At 25.4% G+C, this 16533-nt stretch carries 16 protein-coding genes; 12 read left to right on the forward strand and 4 right to left on the reverse strand.

Going from position 1 to position 16533, the window contains the following annotated elements:
* Nucleotides 1-142: 142 nt before the first annotated feature.
* The 10 genes from I2A66_RS04040 to I2A66_RS04085 all read left to right on the forward strand — a co-directional run bounded on the left by I2A66_RS04040 (nt 143) and on the right by I2A66_RS04085 (nt 12051).
* Nucleotides 143-1021 (forward strand): DUF362 domain-containing protein, encoded by an 879-nt coding sequence (locus I2A66_RS04040; RefSeq protein ID WP_147516590.1) that lies wholly within the window; start codon nt 143-145, stop codon nt 1019-1021.
* A 118-nt stretch (nt 1022-1139) separates the two neighbouring features.
* Nucleotides 1140-2696, forward strand: coding sequence for an AbgT family transporter (locus tag I2A66_RS04045; RefSeq protein ID WP_195251001.1), 1557 nt, complete (start codon nt 1140-1142; stop codon nt 2694-2696).
* 96 nt (nt 2697-2792) lie between these two features.
* Nucleotides 2793-3575, forward strand: a complete 783-nt coding sequence (locus tag I2A66_RS04050) for a PIG-L family deacetylase (protein WP_195251002.1) — start codon at nt 2793-2795, stop codon at nt 3573-3575.
* Between the two features lie 144 nt (nt 3576-3719).
* Nucleotides 3720-4202, forward strand: a complete 483-nt coding sequence (locus I2A66_RS04055; RefSeq protein ID WP_122639888.1) for a methylated-DNA--[protein]-cysteine S-methyltransferase — start codon at nt 3720-3722, stop codon at nt 4200-4202.
* Between the two features lie 204 nt (nt 4203-4406).
* A complete protein-coding gene (locus tag I2A66_RS04060) occupies nt 4407-5252 on the forward strand; it encodes an MGDG synthase family glycosyltransferase (RefSeq protein ID WP_330615448.1) in 846 nt (281 codons plus the stop codon).
* Between the two features lie 56 nt (nt 5253-5308).
* Nucleotides 5309-6010, forward strand: coding sequence for a response regulator transcription factor (locus I2A66_RS04065; protein WP_122639886.1), 702 nt, complete (start codon nt 5309-5311; stop codon nt 6008-6010).
* Nucleotides 5997-7586 carry a sensor histidine kinase gene (locus I2A66_RS04070; protein WP_147516585.1) on the forward strand — a complete coding sequence of 530 codons (1590 nt, stop codon included), beginning with the start codon at nt 5997-5999 and terminating at the stop codon, nt 7584-7586. The genes I2A66_RS04065 and I2A66_RS04070 overlap by 14 nt, the downstream gene beginning before the upstream one ends.
* Before the next feature lie 400 nt (nt 7587-7986).
* On the forward strand, nt 7987-9003 hold the full coding sequence (locus I2A66_RS04075) for a BMP family lipoprotein (protein ID WP_122639884.1): 1017 nt from the start codon (nt 7987-7989) through the stop codon (nt 9001-9003).
* 128 nt (nt 9004-9131) lie between these two features.
* The gene (locus tag I2A66_RS04080) at nt 9132-10835 is read left to right on the forward strand and encodes an ABC transporter ATP-binding protein (protein ID WP_147516584.1); all 1704 of its coding nucleotides are present in this window, start codon (nt 9132-9134) and stop codon (nt 10833-10835) included.
* A gap of 283 nt (nt 10836-11118) precedes the next feature.
* Nucleotides 11119-12051: a hypothetical protein gene (locus I2A66_RS04085; protein WP_122640569.1), complete on the forward strand. Its 933-nt coding sequence runs from the start codon at nt 11119-11121 to the stop codon at nt 12049-12051.
* An 83-nt stretch (nt 12052-12134) separates the two neighbouring features.
* Here the strand turns inward: I2A66_RS04085 and I2A66_RS04090 are convergent, their stop codons facing one another.
* Nucleotides 12135-12617, reverse strand: a complete 483-nt coding sequence (locus I2A66_RS04090) for a GIY-YIG nuclease family protein (protein WP_147516583.1) — start codon at nt 12615-12617, stop codon at nt 12135-12137.
* 85 nt (nt 12618-12702) lie between these two features.
* Between I2A66_RS04090 and I2A66_RS04095 the strand changes: the two genes are divergently transcribed.
* Both I2A66_RS04095 and I2A66_RS04100 read left to right on the forward strand, forming a co-directional pair.
* The gene (locus I2A66_RS04095) at nt 12703-14256 is read left to right on the forward strand and encodes a hypothetical protein (protein ID WP_122640567.1); all 1554 of its coding nucleotides are present in this window, start codon (nt 12703-12705) and stop codon (nt 14254-14256) included.
* 116 nt (nt 14257-14372) lie between these two features.
* On the forward strand, nt 14373-14822 hold the full coding sequence (locus tag I2A66_RS04100; protein ID WP_164489072.1) for an MgtC/SapB family protein: 450 nt from the start codon (nt 14373-14375) through the stop codon (nt 14820-14822).
* Between the two features lie 44 nt (nt 14823-14866).
* Here I2A66_RS04100 and I2A66_RS04105 read toward each other — a convergent pair whose 3' ends face one another.
* The 3 genes from I2A66_RS04105 to I2A66_RS04115 all read right to left on the reverse strand — a co-directional run bounded on the left by I2A66_RS04105 (nt 14867) and on the right by I2A66_RS04115 (nt 16383).
* Entirely contained in the window at nt 14867-15466 is a 600-nt protein-coding gene (locus I2A66_RS04105; RefSeq protein WP_122640565.1) for a DUF2284 domain-containing protein, read from the reverse strand.
* A 95-nt stretch (nt 15467-15561) separates the two neighbouring features.
* Nucleotides 15562-15723, reverse strand: a complete 162-nt coding sequence (locus tag I2A66_RS04110; protein ID WP_164489071.1) for a hypothetical protein — start codon at nt 15721-15723, stop codon at nt 15562-15564.
* Between the two features lie 33 nt (nt 15724-15756).
* A complete protein-coding gene (locus I2A66_RS04115) occupies nt 15757-16383 on the reverse strand; it encodes a DUF2628 domain-containing protein (RefSeq protein WP_122640564.1) in 627 nt (208 codons plus the stop codon).
* Between the last annotated feature and the right edge of the window lie 150 nt (nt 16384-16533).

The following is a 16533-nucleotide window of genomic DNA, read 5'->3' on the forward strand; positions in this document are numbered from 1 at the left end:
ACTTAGAGTTAGCTTCAAGTACTATACTAAGAATAGATTTGAAATTAATTTTGTTAAAAATAAATAATAACTTTAGGAATAACAGCTTAACATATTTATACTTAGACATCAAAATCCTAAAAATAAAAAGGAGAAATTTATTATGGGAAAATCTAAAGTATATTTTACTAAAGAAATAACATCAAATAGTTTAATTGAAATATATAAGGCTATGGGAGTAACTCTAAAAGGAAAAGTAGCTGTTAAAATTTCTACAGGAGAGCCTGGTGGACATAATTTCTTAGAACCTAATTTAATTAAAGATCTTGTTAATAAATTAAATGGAACAATAGTTGAATGCAATACTGCTTACCCTGGTGGAAGAAATGAAAGTAATGTACATTGGGAAACTATAGAAAAGCATGGATTTAAAGCTATATCACCATGTGATATATTAGATGAAGATGGTGATATGACTATTTTAGTAAAAGGTGGTAAGAATTTGAGAGAGAACTATGTTGGTAATCATTTGCAAAATTATGATTCAATGCTTATACTTTCTCATTTTAAAGGTCATGCAATGGGAGGGTTTGGTGGAGCACTAAAAAATATGTCTATAGGACTAGGATCTTCTAGAGGAAAATTACACATACACACATCTGGAGAAGGTGGAAATTTTGAGGATATGTTTACTGCTGACCATGATTCTTTCTTAGAATCAATGGCTGATGCGGATAAATCAGTTATGGATTTTATGGGAAGAGAAAATATTGTATATATAAATGTAGCAAATAAACTATCTGTAGATTGTGACTGTGATGCTAATCCAGATGAGCCTAAAATGGCTGATATAGGTATTTTAGCATCAACCGATCCAGTAGCCTTAGATCAAGCTTCAGTAGATTTAGTATATCAATCTAAAGATCCAGGTAAATCATATCTAATTGAAAGAATGGAATCTAGAAATGGTATTCATACTGTAATATCAGCTGAAAGCTTAGGTCTTGGCTTTAGAGAATATGAATTGATAAATATTGACTAATATAAAAGCTAGATGAAAATTTTCGTCTAGTTTTTTTATTTTAAGAGGAGAATATATAATTAACGAGAACCTGTTATTAGATGAGATAAAATACAGAAAGCTAGGGGGATAGCAAAGTATGGATAAAAATATTCAATTAAAAAAAGAAAAAAGTAAATTATTAAGAGTACTAGATTATGTTGAAATGATAGGTAATTTATTACCTCATCCAGCAACATTATTTATAATTTTAAGTGTATCTATAGTTATATTATCAGCAATAATGGGGGGCATGGGTACAAATGTTACATATGAGGCAGTAGATACTACAACAGAAGCAATAGTTCAAAATACTGTAACAGCTCAAAGTTTGTTATCAGCAGATGGTATAAGATTTATATTTACAAATGTTATAAGCAATTTTACTAGTTTTTATCCATTAGGACCAGTATTTACAATAATTTTATGTGTAGGAGTAGCAGAAGGAACAGGATTTTTATCAGCAGGTTTAAGAAAAATTGCAAAAGTAACTCCAAAAAGGTTTGTTACATCAATGGTTGTATTACTTGGTATTATGTCAAATGTGGCATCATCAACAGGATATGTAGTTCTAGTCCCATTAGGTGCAATAATATTTATGAGTTTTAAAAGACATCCAATTGCTGGATTAGCCGCAGCATTTGCAGGTGTTTCTGGAGGATGGAGTGCTAATTTACTAATAGGAAGTAACGACCCAATGTTTGCAGGAATATCTACAGAAGCAGCTAGTATTCTGGATCCAAATTATTTTGTACAACCGACTTCAAATTGGTACTTTATGGTAGCATCAACGTTTGTAATAACAATTATTGCTACGTATATAACAGAAAAAGTAGTAGAACCAAGGCTTGGAGAGTATGAGTGTGAAGAAAGATATATAGTAGAAGATATATCTAAAGAAGAAAAAAGAGGTATGAAGTTTGGTATTATTTCATTACTAATATATATTTTTATAATTTTAGCGCTAATAGTACCTAAAAATGGTATATTAAGAAATCCAGAGACTGGAGGGATACTAACATCTCCATTTATGAGTAGTATAATACCTATAATGGGCGGAGTCTTTTTAGTTCCAGGAATATTTTATGGAATAGGATCAGGAACTATAAAAAATGATAAAGATATTATAGAACTAATGGTAAAAGGAATAGGAGGAATAAGTAGCTTTTTAGTACTTATATTCTTTGCAGCTCAGTTTGTAAAATATTTTGATTATTCAAATATAGGAACTATTATATCAGTAAGCGGAGCCAGATTTTTAGAAAGTACAGGGTTTGTAGGACTACCTCTTATAATATGTTTTATAATATTAACATCTATAATAAATATATTTATAGCAGTTGATTCAGCTAAATGGGTACTTATGGCACCTATATTTGTACCAATGTTTATGAGAATCGGATTATCACCAGAGTTAACACAAGTTGTTTATAGAATTGGTGATTCATGTACAAATGTAATCGCACCACTTATGCCGTTCTTTGCTTTGATAGTTGCATTTTGCCAAAAATATGATAAGAAAGTTGGTATTGGAACATTAATAACTACTATGGCACCGTACTCAATAGGTTTTTTAGTTGGATGGACAACATTATTTATAGTTTGGTATATCTTTGAATTACCACTAGGTCCTGGATCTGAGATTTTTTTAATATAATATTAATAAATTGTAATATTATGTTAAGGATATAGTAATATTTATTATGTATAATTAGCTTAAATTTAATATTTTTGTAACGGGGAGATAGTCATAATGAAGAAAAATATTTTTAAGTTAATAATATGTATAAGTATAATATTAGTTTCAAGTATTTCTATATTAGGATTTAGTGATGAAGAAAGTTATGCAGATATAAAATTTAAAGAAAATGTAGTATTTTATGCTCAGCATCAAGATGATGAAACTTTATGGGCATCAAGTGCAATAATTGAAGCCATAAATGAAGTAGGTGCTGATCATGTTTATATAGTTCAGGTATCTTATGGAACAGGAATAAAGGTATTTAACAATGAAAAACTCTTTGAAAATATGAGTAATATAGATAAATACGAATATAGAGAAAGAGAATTTCTTTCAGCTGTAAATCAATTAGGGATAAAACGTGAAAATATAGTATTACTACCTAGAATAAATAATACAGGATCTACTAGCTTTGACTTAATGGAGCAGATAGCTTTAAAATTTGAAAAAGAATTAAAAAGTGTTACTCATATAGCACATACTTATAAATTAGATTGGCATTTACAACATTTAAAAAATGGATCTGTTATTCAATCTTTATATAATGCAGGGATGATAAAAGATGTAAGGTACTTTGTTAAACCAGAATATGAAAAATATATACCAAAAGAAGAAAAAATAATTTATAAGACAATATCTTTAAAAGATAAAGAAAAGATAAAAAAAGCATGCGAAGAATACAAGTTAGTAAATGAGGATGAAAAAAGAGATGGTATTGGATATAAGTCAGATCATAAATCATTTGATAGATTAATCATAAATTACAGTTCAATACTTCATACAGCTAATATTTAAAATAAGTAGAAATGGAGAGAATCTCATATTCTCTCCATTTCTACTTATTTTAAGTAAACTTTTTTAGGCCTTGTAATTTGTTAGTAATAATAATAAAATTAACAAATAAAATATAAGTAATTTAGAGATTTAGGGTGAAGTTGAATGGTATATGGTTGGTATTATGATACAGTAATAGGTAGAATTATAATAAGAGAAGAAAACAGTAAAATAACAAATTTAGATTTTTACAAAGTTGATGATAATTTTGAATTAAAAGAAACTTATACATTGAAAGAAGCAAGTAAGCAGCTAAATGAATATTTCCAGGGAAAAAGAAAAGATTTTGACTTAGACTTAAGTATTAAAGGAAGTAAATTTCAAGTAAATGTTTGGAATAATTTAAAAACTATTAAATATGGGCATAAATTAACATATAAAGAACTAGCAATAAAAGTTGGAAACAAGAATGCATCACGTGCTGTTGGAAATGCAAATGCTAAAAATCCAATACCAATATTTATACCATGTCATAGAGTAATTAAATCAGATGGAAGTATTGGTGGATACTTAGGTAGTTCTAAAGAAGGAATTAGAATAAAAGAGTATTTAATTAGGTTAGAAAAAATACAAAAATCACCTATATAATTTATAGGGTGATTTTTTATTTTAAAAATTGTAAGGTGAATATTAAGAATTTGTAAGAATCTTTAAAGGATAGTGTAAGAATCATATTTTATAATAATATTAATAAAAAATATGAGAGGTAATTTTATTATGAAAATTTTGATATAATAGCATCAAGAAATCCTAGTACGCCTATTAAGGCATTAGTAGCAAAAAAAAATAGATATTTTATTAAATGATAAAAACATAGATATGATAATATCAACTTTTCCAATTTGTAGTCAATATGTATCTGCATATAAAAAAATAAAAAATAAGAATATGCCTTTATTTACTTATATAACAGATATAGATGTAAACGAAGAATGGATTTGTGAAAATACAGATATGTATTTTGTAGGTAGTAAACAAACCAAAGAATCATTGATTAAAAAAGGTGTAGGAAAAGAAAAAATAATAGTATGTGGTATACCTGTAAAACATGATTTTAAAGACCAAGCGATTACCGAAATAAGAAAAAATAATAAAGAAATACTAATAATGGGAGGGGGATTAGGCCTAATACCTCAAGGGGATAAAATATTAGATTATTTATCAAATATAGAGAATATAAATATTACTTTTATTGCTGGTAAAAATAAAAGGTTAATAAAACAAATTAAAGAAAGTTATCCAAATATAAATGTATTAGGATACTGTGATAATGTTTATGATTATATGAAAAAAGCAGACTTACTTATTACAAAGTCTGGTGGAATTACATTATTTGAAGCAATACATTCTACTACGCCACTATATGTTATAAGACCTTTTTTATGTCAAGAAATTGGAAATGTAAAATTTATTCAAGAGCATAGAATAGGAAAAGTAATATGGACAAGAGGAACAGATATATGTGAAGATTTAACATTTTTATTAGAAAATGATATTTTATTAGATGATATGAAAAAAAATATAAAAAATATAAGAGAAAACTTGGATAATTCGTCTCCATTAGCTTATTATAATAAGAGCTTAAATTTATGCTATTATAATGTAAGTAATAGTTATATAAAAATTTCGGGAATATAAATTTAAAACAATAAAAGAGTATAATGAGAAATAAGAAAATATGGAGGAAAATAATCATGAGTTATAATATACTTGTAGTAGAAGATGATATAGATATAATAAAATTATTAAAAATATATTTAGAAAATGATGGTTATAATGTATATTCAGCAAATAACGGCATTGAAGCATTAAAAATAGTAGAAAATATAAAAATAGACTTAGTAGTTATGGATATAATGATGCCTAAAATGGATGGATATGAGCTTACAAAGAGAGTAAGAGAAAAGTATAATGTACCAATAATTATTTTATCTGCAAAAAATGAAGATAGTGATAAAATATTAGGGCTCAATTTAGGTGCAGATGATTACATTACAAAGCCTTTCAATCCGTTAGAAATAGTGGCTAGGGTGAATTCTAATTTGCGTAGGTTTTATCATTTGAATAATCCAAGCAAATATAGTGATGAAAGTAGTAAATTAGTAGTAGGTGACTTAGTATTAGATAGACAAAAATTAGCACTGTTTAAAAGAGGACAAGAAATAACTGTTACGCCAACAGAATATAAAATATTATTGTTGCTTATGAAAACACCAGGAAGAGTATATACAAAAGTACAAATTTATGAAGATATAAATGGAGAATATTTTTCTAATGATGATAATACAATGATGGTTCATATTTCTAGACTTCGTGAAAAAGTAGAAGATGATTCTAAAAATCCTGAATATATAAAAACTGTAAGGGGAATAGGTTATAAAATTGAAGATAAATAAGGGTATAAAAGGAAGTCTATTCACTCTTCTGGTTAGGAACTATATATTTTTTACAATGGCTATTGCTATTTTACTAGGAACTATAATGTTAATATCTAACTATAGATATGATGCTATTATGAGAGAGCCTAAAGTAAATGATTTAGTAGATTATGCTAGCTTAGTTTCTAAAGAAGAGTATGGAGGAATGCCTATAGAAAAGTTAATGGGTAAGGGATCATATATAGAAGTTTTAGATAAAGATAATAATGTTGTATATAAAAGTAAAGGTGATAAGATAAATAAGGAATATACAAAAGATGAACTTGAATGTATACAAAGTTATTTACCACAATGTGAAATAAGAGTAGAAGAATACTATAATTCTAAAAATGAAAAAAATACCTCTGTAACTATAAATTATTATAGTGATGAGAATAGAGATAAAATATATATTATAGACAAAGACTTAAATTTAATTTACACAAATATAAAAACTAATAGAAAATCTTTTACTGAAAATGAGTTTAAATACCTTACTGGAGAAGAGTTTAAAGAATATGATGTAAGAAAGTATAAATTTAAGAACAAAAATAATGAAGATTTTACATTAATAAGCTATATACCTAGATTTGGGGACTCAATTGCTAAAAGATTAAGTAATGCTACAAATGAATCTATTATCGCATTTATTGTAGTATACATAATATTAGCTATTTTATTTATATTATGGATGAATAAAAAGATAAAAAAACCATTAAAAATATTAAATGGAGCTATTGTAGATTTTAAAAATGGTATTAGAAGGACTTATCTACAATATGAAGGACCAAAAGAGTTTGCGGATATTTTCCATAGTTTCAATGATATGTCGAGTAAATTATATGAAAGTGAACAAAGAAGTAAAAGACTAGAAGAAGAAAAGCAGAAAATGCTTGCTGATATATCACATGATTTAAAGACACCAATAACTGTTATTAAAGGATATTCAAAAGCCGTGTGTGATAATTTAGTGAATGAAGATGAAAAGAATCAATATCTTATGACTATTTATCAAAAGGCAGATAATTTAGATGAACTTATTAATACATTTCATGAATATAGTAAAATGGAGCATCCAGAGTACAAATTAGTTTTAGAAAAAATGGATATATGTGAATATATTAGAGCTTATCTTGCTCAAAAATATAATGAATTATATATTAGTGGAGTAGAACTAAATGCGGACATACCAGAAAGTGTTATTTATTGTGATATTGATAAAGTTCAATTAAAACGGGTATTTGAAAATTTAGTTTCTAATACACTTAAACATAATAAAAATAAGGTATCTATTTTATTTAATATAAAAGAAATAGATGATAAGGTAAGAATAATAATAGGAGATAATGGGGTAGGAATATCAAAATCAATAGCCAAAAATATTTTTGACCCATTTGTAGTAGGAGAGCAATCTCGAACAAAACAAGGGTCTGGATTAGGATTGGCATTGAGTAAAAAAATAATAGAAGCTCATAGTGGAGCTATAAGACTTGTTGATGCTAAGAAAAATTATAAAACAGTATTTGAAATATTACTACCTATAAGTAAAAAATAATTATAAAATTAATAAAATCATATATTTAAATATTACATGAATATGACTTCTGAAATGGATTTTTTTGTTTCGTCATAATCGAATTATTATAGTGATATCAACACTAATATTCGACAAAAATATAAATATAAAATAAATTTTCAAATTTTAATTAAAAAATATTGACATAAATCATAAATGATAGTATTCTCTTCTAAGAAATAATTTTGATACTTTAATTTGGTCCAGAGAGGCTATAAAGAATGGTTACATATTTAGTGAAGAGTAAACTTGTGTAATAATCCTTTTATCACCTCTGATAAGAGGATTTTTTTATAATTTAGTATAAAACTTATACTTAATATGTAATTGTACGGAGTGTCATCATAAAGAGTTATTTAAGACAACGGAGGTACAATCAATGAAATTAAAAAAATTATTAGCAATAGCAACAACAGCAGTATTATCAACATCTTTATTAGTAGGATGTTCATCAAACACAGAAGAAGATGATAAAATATCAGTAGCAATGATAACTGATGTTGCTGGGGTAAATGACCAATCATTTAACCAATCAGCTTGGGAAGGATTACAAAAAGCTGAAAAAGAATTGGGTGTTGAAGTTAAATACTTAGAATCTACTCAAGATGCAGATTACATGCAAAATGTAGAAACATTAGTAGATCAAGGGACTGATTTAATAATAGGTGTAGGTATGAAGTTAGCTCCTACAATAGAAGAAGCAGCTAAATCATATCCAGATCAAAAATTTGCAATAGTAGATGAAACTTATGAAGAAATACCATCAAATGTAAAGTCGATATTATTTAATGCAGAGCAATCAGCTTACTTAGCAGGTTTAATAGCCGGTAAAATGAGTGAAACAAACAATGTTGGATTTATAGGTGGAATGCAAATTTCAGTTATAGATACTTTTAAATATGGATTTATGGCAGGAGTAAAAGCTTCTAATCCAGATGCTGAGATACAAGCTCAATATGCAAACTCATTTACTGACCAAGCTAAAGGTAAAGCAATAGCTACTCAAATGTATAAAAATGGGGCTGATATAATATTTATAGCAGGTGGAGATGTTGGAACAGGAGCGATAGAAGCAGCGAGAGAACTTGGTAAATACGCTATAGGTGTAGATAGAGACCAAAGTGACTTAGCTCCAGAAAATGTTTTAACTTCAGCTATAAAGAGAGTTGATGCAGGGGTATATGAAACTGTAAAAGCTTTAACTGAAGGAAACTTTGAAGGTGGAACTAGTTCAGTATATGGATTAAATGAAGATGCTGTAGGAATACCTGATACTACTTCAAATTTAGTACCACAAGAAATATTAGACTTTGTAAACGAACAAATGGATAAATTTAAAAATGGAGAACTAAATGCTCCAAAAACAGAAGAAGAATATAATGAACTTGTAAAATAAATAAAAAAAGACTATAGGTAAAATTATCTATAGTCTTTTTTATTTAATATAATTAAAAAATATATTGACTTAGAGTCAACTCAAAGTACTATAATAAAATGATATAACTTAAAGATTGGGGGAGTATAATGAAAAAATTATGGAAATACGTATTTAAATATAAGATTTTATTTTTCATAAGGGTGCTTACAATATCTTTGGCGGCTTTATCTGTTATAGCATTTGATTTTATTATGGGATTTATAGTTGATATATTTGCAAGTGGTGAAAGTCAAAAATTTATTCCTATAATTGCTATAAGTATTGTACTAATATTAATTTTATTTGTAACTGAATATGTAGACGGTCTTATTATGTCATCCTATATAAAAAATACAGTTAATTATATGAGGTGTGATATATTTAATAAAATACTAAATAAAGATATTAAAGATTTTGCTTTAGATAATAGTGGTAAGTACATATCTATTCTTTATAATGATATTAAAATAATAGAAGATAGTTTACTTAATAATATATTTTTAGTAATATCTTCATTTATATCATTTATAATATCATTAGTATTTTTATTTTCTATTAGTCCATCAATAGTATTATTTATTGCGTTATTTGGAGTATTAGGATTTATAATACCAAATGCACTTTCTAAAAAATTAGTAATAGAAAAAAATAATTACTCACATAATCTTGAAGAAATTACATCTGTCACTAAAGATTTATTTTCAGGATTTGAAGTGATAAAGGGATTTAATATAGCTAATAAAATTAAGGATATATTCAATGATTACTCTAATAATGTTGAAGTTAGCAAGAAGAAATGCTCTATATTGGAATCTATAATAAAAGGATTTTCACTTTCTTTTAGCGTTACTATATATTTAGGAGTACTTATATTAGGTGGATACTTAATGTATAAAAATCAAATATCTGTAGGTATAGCTATAATAATTATTCAATTAAGCACTCATATAGTAGGACCTGTTAAAGTAAGTATATCTTTAATAAATCAAATAAAATCAGTATCTCTTATTTCTGATAAGATTGATGATATTATTAACACTACAAATGAAGATATTGAGCATATAGAACTGCCTTTATTTGAAAGTAGTATAAAAGTAGATAATTTAAATTTTTCTTATACTGATGATAGAAAAACTTTAAATAATATAAATTTAAGTTTTGATAAAAACAAAAAGTATGCAATAGTTGGAGAAAGTGGTTGCGGTAAAAGTACACTTATAAAACTTATTATGAGATATTATAAAAATTATGAAGGTGATATATTATTGGATAATAAAAATATTCAAAATATATTTAGTAATGACTTATATAAAAATATGTCTATGATTCAGCAAAATGTATTTATGTTTGATGATACTATAAAAGAAAATATAAAATTATTTGCTAACTATAGTGATGAAGATGTTTTAGAAATCTGTAAAAGGTCAGGATTATCTAATTTAATAAAGTCTCTTCCAAATGGAATTAACTCATTAGTTGGAGAAAATGGAAATAAGTTATCTGGAGGAGAAAAACAAAGAATTGCTATAGCTCGTTCTTTAATAAATAATACTAAGATTTTAATTTTAGATGAGTCAACTTCTGCACTTGATAATGAAACTGCTTATAATTTAGAAAATTCTTTATTATCAATAGAAGATCTTACATTAATAGTTGTGACTCATAAGCTTATAAAAAGTATATTAGTTAAATATGATGAGATAATTGTTATGAAAGAAGGAAATGTTATAGAAAAAGGTCAATTTGAAGAACTGATTAATAATAAAGGATATTTTTATAACTTATATTATTTACAAAATGAATATATTTAGTAAAAAAGAAGAACCATATTTTAAAGTAAAAATGGATCTTCTTTTTTTATAATAAATTTATATGAATTATTTTATTTATATAAAAATTTTTTAGTGAGTTATATATAAATATTAATAACTTTAAATTTAAAGAATAAGATGTTAAAATTAATTTAAATAAAAATTTATTAAGTGTATAAAATTTCATCTAATATTCAGATTATATTATATCAAAAATTGAAGAGGAAATTTTAGCTTGTATAAATTAGAAATAGACGTATTTTATAATAAAAGGGGACAATTTATGTTAAAAGATATTAATAATAGAATAAGAGAAATAAAAAATGAAGTAGCAAAAAAGCAAGTATTAGAAAAGAAGCTTAATGAATTAAAAACAGATCTTTATAAGAGTGAGTCGGATTTATCTGATTTAGAATATAAGCTTAAAAAAGAGTTAAATGATGTAGAAAAATTAAAAAAATTATCTCTATCAAGTATTGTATCTACAATAATGAATAATAAAGAAATGAAAATAGAAAAAGAAGAAAAAGAATATATTACAGCTAAAATTGAGTATGATAAATGCAATTCAAAAGTTATATTATTAAAGAAGAATATAAGTGATATGGAAGAGAGATTAAATTACTTAAAAACATGTGAAATTGAGTACTCTAAATTACTAAGAGAGAAAATAGATTTAATTAATACATATGGAGATGAAAATGATAAGAAAAAAATTTTAGACATGGAAAAATATATTGATGAATATTTAATGGAAATTAAAGAGTTAGAAGAATCAATTTCAGTTGGAAATTGTTTAATGGGAGAAATAAAAGAAACAAAGAAACTATTAGAGTCTGCAAAAACTTGGAGTAATCTTGACTTATTTGGTGGAGACTTAATATCATCTCTTGCAAAACATAGTAAAGTTGATGAAGCGCAAAGACATTTTTCAATAATATCGAATTTATTAGAAAGGTTTAATAAAGAATTAGAGGATGTAAGGATAAGTAGTTTGAATTTTTCTACTACAAGTAGGACTTTAGATATATTTTTTGATAATATATTTTCTGATATATCTGTTAATTCTCAGATTAATAAATCTTATGATGATGTATGTAATTTAGAAAGAAGGGTAAATAGAATTATAGGTGTATTAAAGGAAAATAAGACTAGAATAAGTGATGTTATTAGTGCAAAAAGAGAAGAATATGATGAATTTATAGATACAATATAAATAGTATAAAATAAAAAATACCTAAAGGATAACAATTAAACTTTAGGTATTTTTTATTTTGAATATAACTTATACTGATAAGGTTAGAATTCTATTACGTACCAAGCTATTCCTATTAAAAAGAAATATGCTAGAAATCCCCAAAATAAGAAGTCAGTAAGTTTAGGAAGACTAGGAGGAGTAAAAGTAAAACCTTTTTTTATAATTTTAAACAATTTCCAACTATCTTTAATATTAATATTTAAAGTCAAAGGGCTCTCTACTTTATACTCTATATTGTATACTGGTTTGTACTTATTAATGAAATAGTTTTCAATTAAAATCGCATCAGCTTCAGTTTTACAAACAATATACTCTATTCTACCAACTGAGTTATAGCATTTATTAGGAAGATGACCACCCTTGCTAAAGTGTTCATACATTCTAGTCTCAAGAGATCTTTTAGTTTTTCCTATATAAATAATATCATTAGTTCTATAGTCTAAAAATCTATATACATATGCCATAATTAATACTCCTATATAGTATTTAGATTTATTCTCTTCAATATATGGTATTTTATTCATAATAATAATTATAGATAATTCATAGTCTAACTTTTGTATAAATATAGTGTATAATTATAATATAAATTGAAAGTAGGGGGAAGTTATGAGAGAAAAATTCCGTTCATCTTTAGGATTATTAGGCGTTGCATATGTATCACTTCTTATAGTTTTATTAGATAAATATGCACAGCTACGGTTAATGAATGAAGATAATTTAATTCAAAATATATTTGATAAAATAAACTTTGAATCTACCATAGGTAAACGTAGTATTGTATTTTTTCTTATGTTTTTCTCTATGAACTATTTTATTGCAAAATCAAATATGAATGAAATTACAATATACAAAGATGATCAAATAGAGGATAAAATAAGTAAAAAGTTGATTTTATATAAAGGACTAGTATTGGTAAGTTTAATTTTAGGAATATACTTTAGTCAATCTTCTAAAGATATAGATATTAGTTGTATAAGTATATATTTAATAATATCTAGTATATTAATTCATTACAGTAAAAAAGGATATTTACAATCGTATATGTATAATAGGCAACTTCAATGGTATAAAGAAATAAATAATGAAGAAATCTATGATGATACTAATAAATGGAGAAAAAAACAAAGATTTAATGGATTTGCCAATATAGATAAAAAATATAGATATAGACATATATTAGAGTATATACCAACAGTTATCATAGCGACAATATTAATGATTCCAAAATCTATAGTAATAAGAATTTTTATGATATATATATTATTAGTTAATATAGCATCAATTATAGAAAACTTATTTAATGGATATACTTCTATTTCTGGAGTATGTACATCTATAACAGAGAATAGAAGAAAAAATAGTATTACATATAAGATTGTTGTAACAGATTATGAAAATAAATTAGAAAAAAAATTTAACATAAACGATGTATTTAGTATATCTGAGATGGATAAAGTTGAAGTTGTGTATGGAGTTTTCAGCAAAAGATGTATCATGATAAACAATGTCATAAATGCTCCTACAGGAAATCTTATGGGTGGATATTTTACACTATTTGTACTTATAGCAGTACTCACATGGAATCTAGGTAGCCACTATTTTAACAGTGACAGTTATAATAATAATTACTCTGAAGAAGAATCTAAATATGTATATGAGGGTACTTACGAAGATGGGTATCCTGATATAAACTGCAGTGAGTACGACTCACATGTAACTTTAAATGGACAAGAAATTTTAGACTTATATCAAAATACAGATAAAGATAGTCTAGAATATGTTGTTTTAGAACCTGATGAGTATTATGTAGAATCGACATTTAATACTTTTGAACATTATGATGGAATGATTAATAGTCAAATTATTGATAATAAAAAGTATGGTAGAATTTTATATCCATATAGCTATGACAACTTAGTAAATAATATAACTCTAAAAAAAGAAACTGCAATGTATTTAATTGGATTAGTAATTCCATCCGATGCAGTAGAGGAAAGAGTATTGACTAACAAAGGATATGGAATTGAGTGTATAGTTTATAAATCAAGTAAAGGTACATTTGTAGTAAGAATGCAAAAGAATCAGTACTTTAATGGTACAGAACCTTATTATAATGAAGATGAGATAGTAGATTTAGTATATCTTAAACTTATAGAATAAGAGAGTTAATGAAGTATAAAAGAATATAGTTTTAATTTTATTTTATTAATATATAATCTTAAGATTTATAATATAATAATTAATATATATGTATACATAATAAGGAGATGGATTCTATGAAATTAATTGATTATCTACCTAAATTACTTCTAGCTTCAGCTATTGGATATATTGTTGGACTTGAAAGAAGTAGTAGAAAACATAGTCAAATAGGTGTTGGAACAGTATCTATATTGGTAATAGGTTCAACACTTTTAACTATAATTTCTAAATATGGTTTAAGCGGTGCAGATCCATCAAGATTAATTGCTAATATAATTACAGCAGTAGGTTTTTTATGTGGATCAGTTATATTTATGAAGCCAACGGAAGAAGAAAATAATGATGTAGTACTTAAAGGTTTAACTACTTCTGTTACACTTTTTGCTCTTACAGGTGTGGGAATAGCTATTGGTTTAGGACATTATGGATTAGCTATTACAGCAACTGCAATAGTAGAATTAAATATATTACTATCTAAAGCAAGAAAGAAGATGCGTAGTAAAAAAGAAGATTTAAGGAATTAATTCCTTAAATCTTCTTTTTATTTTATTGATTATAGAATTTCAATCTAAAGATTTATATATTTTAGAATACCTTTTTCCTTTGATAAAAAGTCATTTTCAGTTAGTTCATCATTATATAATAATGAAGCAATTGCTATACAATATTCAGCTTCATCAGAATTATTATTCCATAATAAATGAGTATTAAAGTAATTATCGCTTAGTTTATCTAAATCTATACCCATAGATTCCATGCTATACCTTATTAAACTTGGATTTGAGCAAGGTTTATCTTTTGAGCAAGAGCAAGTTTTACAAAGTTTACAATTTCCGCTATCTGTATATAAACCATTAAATTCATTTTCTAGATTAATAAGTAACGGAGCAAGTAAATTACGAAGTTTAGGATGAATTTCAGAAATTGAATCTTCGTTTAAATTATACTTTAGCTCTAATACTAATGAATATTTAAAGTTATTAGCATAATCAGAAAACTTAGGTGAGTTAGGAGGACAACACCAATTATTATTATAATTTGGACAACTTTTTTTACATAGGCTAGAGAAATATTCATAGTTCATATAAGAAATCAGATTATTATTTTTTACTATAACTCCTCTTAAGTTATAGCTCTTATTGTCTTTTTTAAAGTCTATGTTTATCATAATTTAAATCCTTTCTATCTTTAAAATGTTAATAAAAATATCAATAATAAGTAAGGTCTAATTTGATGTAATATATCGAAATTAGACCTTACTTATTATTGATTTGAATTAAATATGCTATTGTATAAATTTAGAATTTCTGAATTAGATTTACCATCTATATCATTTTCAAATTCATTTTGCATGCCAGCAGCCTCATAGTAATCTTCTAACTCAGCAATGCATTCATCTAAGCTTTTACCTTTATTTTTTTTCATATAAATAACCTTCTAAAATTTTATAGATATATATTAGAAATAATAGTACATCATACTGCCTAAAATACTACCAAAGATAGATAATAAGATAAGGCATATGATAATAGGTATAGCTATAACTAAAATAGGTATTAAAATATTTACACCACCTTTTCTTGATATAGCAGAGCTTCTTTCTTCACTACTTAAATAATTAACTTCCTCTAACTTTTTATTAATAAAGGTTAAATAAATGTAATTACCATACATACCCATAAGTATGTGGTAACCTAACCATGATATTGCTCCTAGAAAAGGAACAAATGATAATATAAAGACAGCGCAGAATATTGCTACAGCAATGGCATACATTTTTCTATATAGAGCCCAGTATGCTCCAAGGAAAAATGATGACCAGTTCCAACTTATATTATTGTTTGTTTTCTTCATTATAGTGAATTTTTCTTTATAGTATGGAATATTCTCTTGAACGAAATTATAAACATATTTATCTGCTGTAGAGCTAGACTCTCTTGAAGTATAAGTTTGATTTACTTGAGGTTTTAGTATAACTTTTTCTTCTTCTGATTTTAGTTCATGACCACAATTAGAGCAAAATTTTGAGTTTATAGAGTTTTCACAATTACAATTTAAACATTTTATAACCTCATTATTATTCATGACTACCCCCTTAATATTATAAGTAGTATCAATAAATAATATTTTAATAATAGTATATTTATTACCTTAAAGGTTAAATAAGTATTTTAAAAATATTTATAAAAAAGAAGGATTTTTATAAAAAAATCAGAATATTAATAATAATGTGGA

This window comes from Romboutsia sp. 1001713B170207_170306_H8, assembly GCF_015550495.1.
In the GTDB taxonomy this organism is placed as follows: domain Bacteria; phylum Bacillota; class Clostridia; order Peptostreptococcales; family Peptostreptococcaceae; genus Romboutsia_E.

What these genes read in the sequence shown, in the direction of transcription:
- I2A66_RS04115 (WP_122640564.1), bottom strand. Translation starts at nt 16,383, where the DNA reads ATGAATAATAATGAGGTTATAAAATGTTTAAATTGTAATTGTGAAAAC.
- I2A66_RS04090 (WP_147516583.1), bottom strand. Translation starts at nt 12,617, where the DNA reads ATGAATAAAATACCATATATTGAAGAGAATAAATCTAAATACTATATA.
- I2A66_RS04045 (WP_195251001.1), top strand. Translation starts at nt 1,140, where the DNA reads ATGGATAAAAATATTCAATTAAAAAAAGAAAAAAGTAAATTATTAAGA.
- I2A66_RS04105 (WP_122640565.1), bottom strand. Translation starts at nt 15,466, where the DNA reads ATGATAAACATAGACTTTAAAAAAGACAATAAGAGCTATAACTTAAGA.
- I2A66_RS04095 (WP_122640567.1), top strand. Translation starts at nt 12,703, where the DNA reads ATGAGAGAAAAATTCCGTTCATCTTTAGGATTATTAGGCGTTGCATAT.
- I2A66_RS04080 (WP_147516584.1), top strand. Translation starts at nt 9,132, where the DNA reads ATGAAAAAATTATGGAAATACGTATTTAAATATAAGATTTTATTTTTC.
- I2A66_RS04110 (WP_164489071.1), bottom strand. Translation starts at nt 15,723, where the DNA reads ATGAAAAAAAATAAAGGTAAAAGCTTAGATGAATGCATTGCTGAGTTA.
- I2A66_RS04085 (WP_122640569.1), top strand. Translation starts at nt 11,119, where the DNA reads ATGTTAAAAGATATTAATAATAGAATAAGAGAAATAAAAAATGAAGTA.
- I2A66_RS04100 (WP_164489072.1), top strand. Translation starts at nt 14,373, where the DNA reads ATGAAATTAATTGATTATCTACCTAAATTACTTCTAGCTTCAGCTATT.
- I2A66_RS04040 (WP_147516590.1), top strand. Translation starts at nt 143, where the DNA reads ATGGGAAAATCTAAAGTATATTTTACTAAAGAAATAACATCAAATAGT.
- I2A66_RS04065 (WP_122639886.1), top strand. Translation starts at nt 5,309, where the DNA reads ATGAGTTATAATATACTTGTAGTAGAAGATGATATAGATATAATAAAA.
- I2A66_RS04055 (WP_122639888.1), top strand. Translation starts at nt 3,720, where the DNA reads ATGGTATATGGTTGGTATTATGATACAGTAATAGGTAGAATTATAATA.
- I2A66_RS04050 (WP_195251002.1), top strand. Translation starts at nt 2,793, where the DNA reads ATGAAGAAAAATATTTTTAAGTTAATAATATGTATAAGTATAATATTA.
- I2A66_RS04075 (WP_122639884.1), top strand. Translation starts at nt 7,987, where the DNA reads ATGAAATTAAAAAAATTATTAGCAATAGCAACAACAGCAGTATTATCA.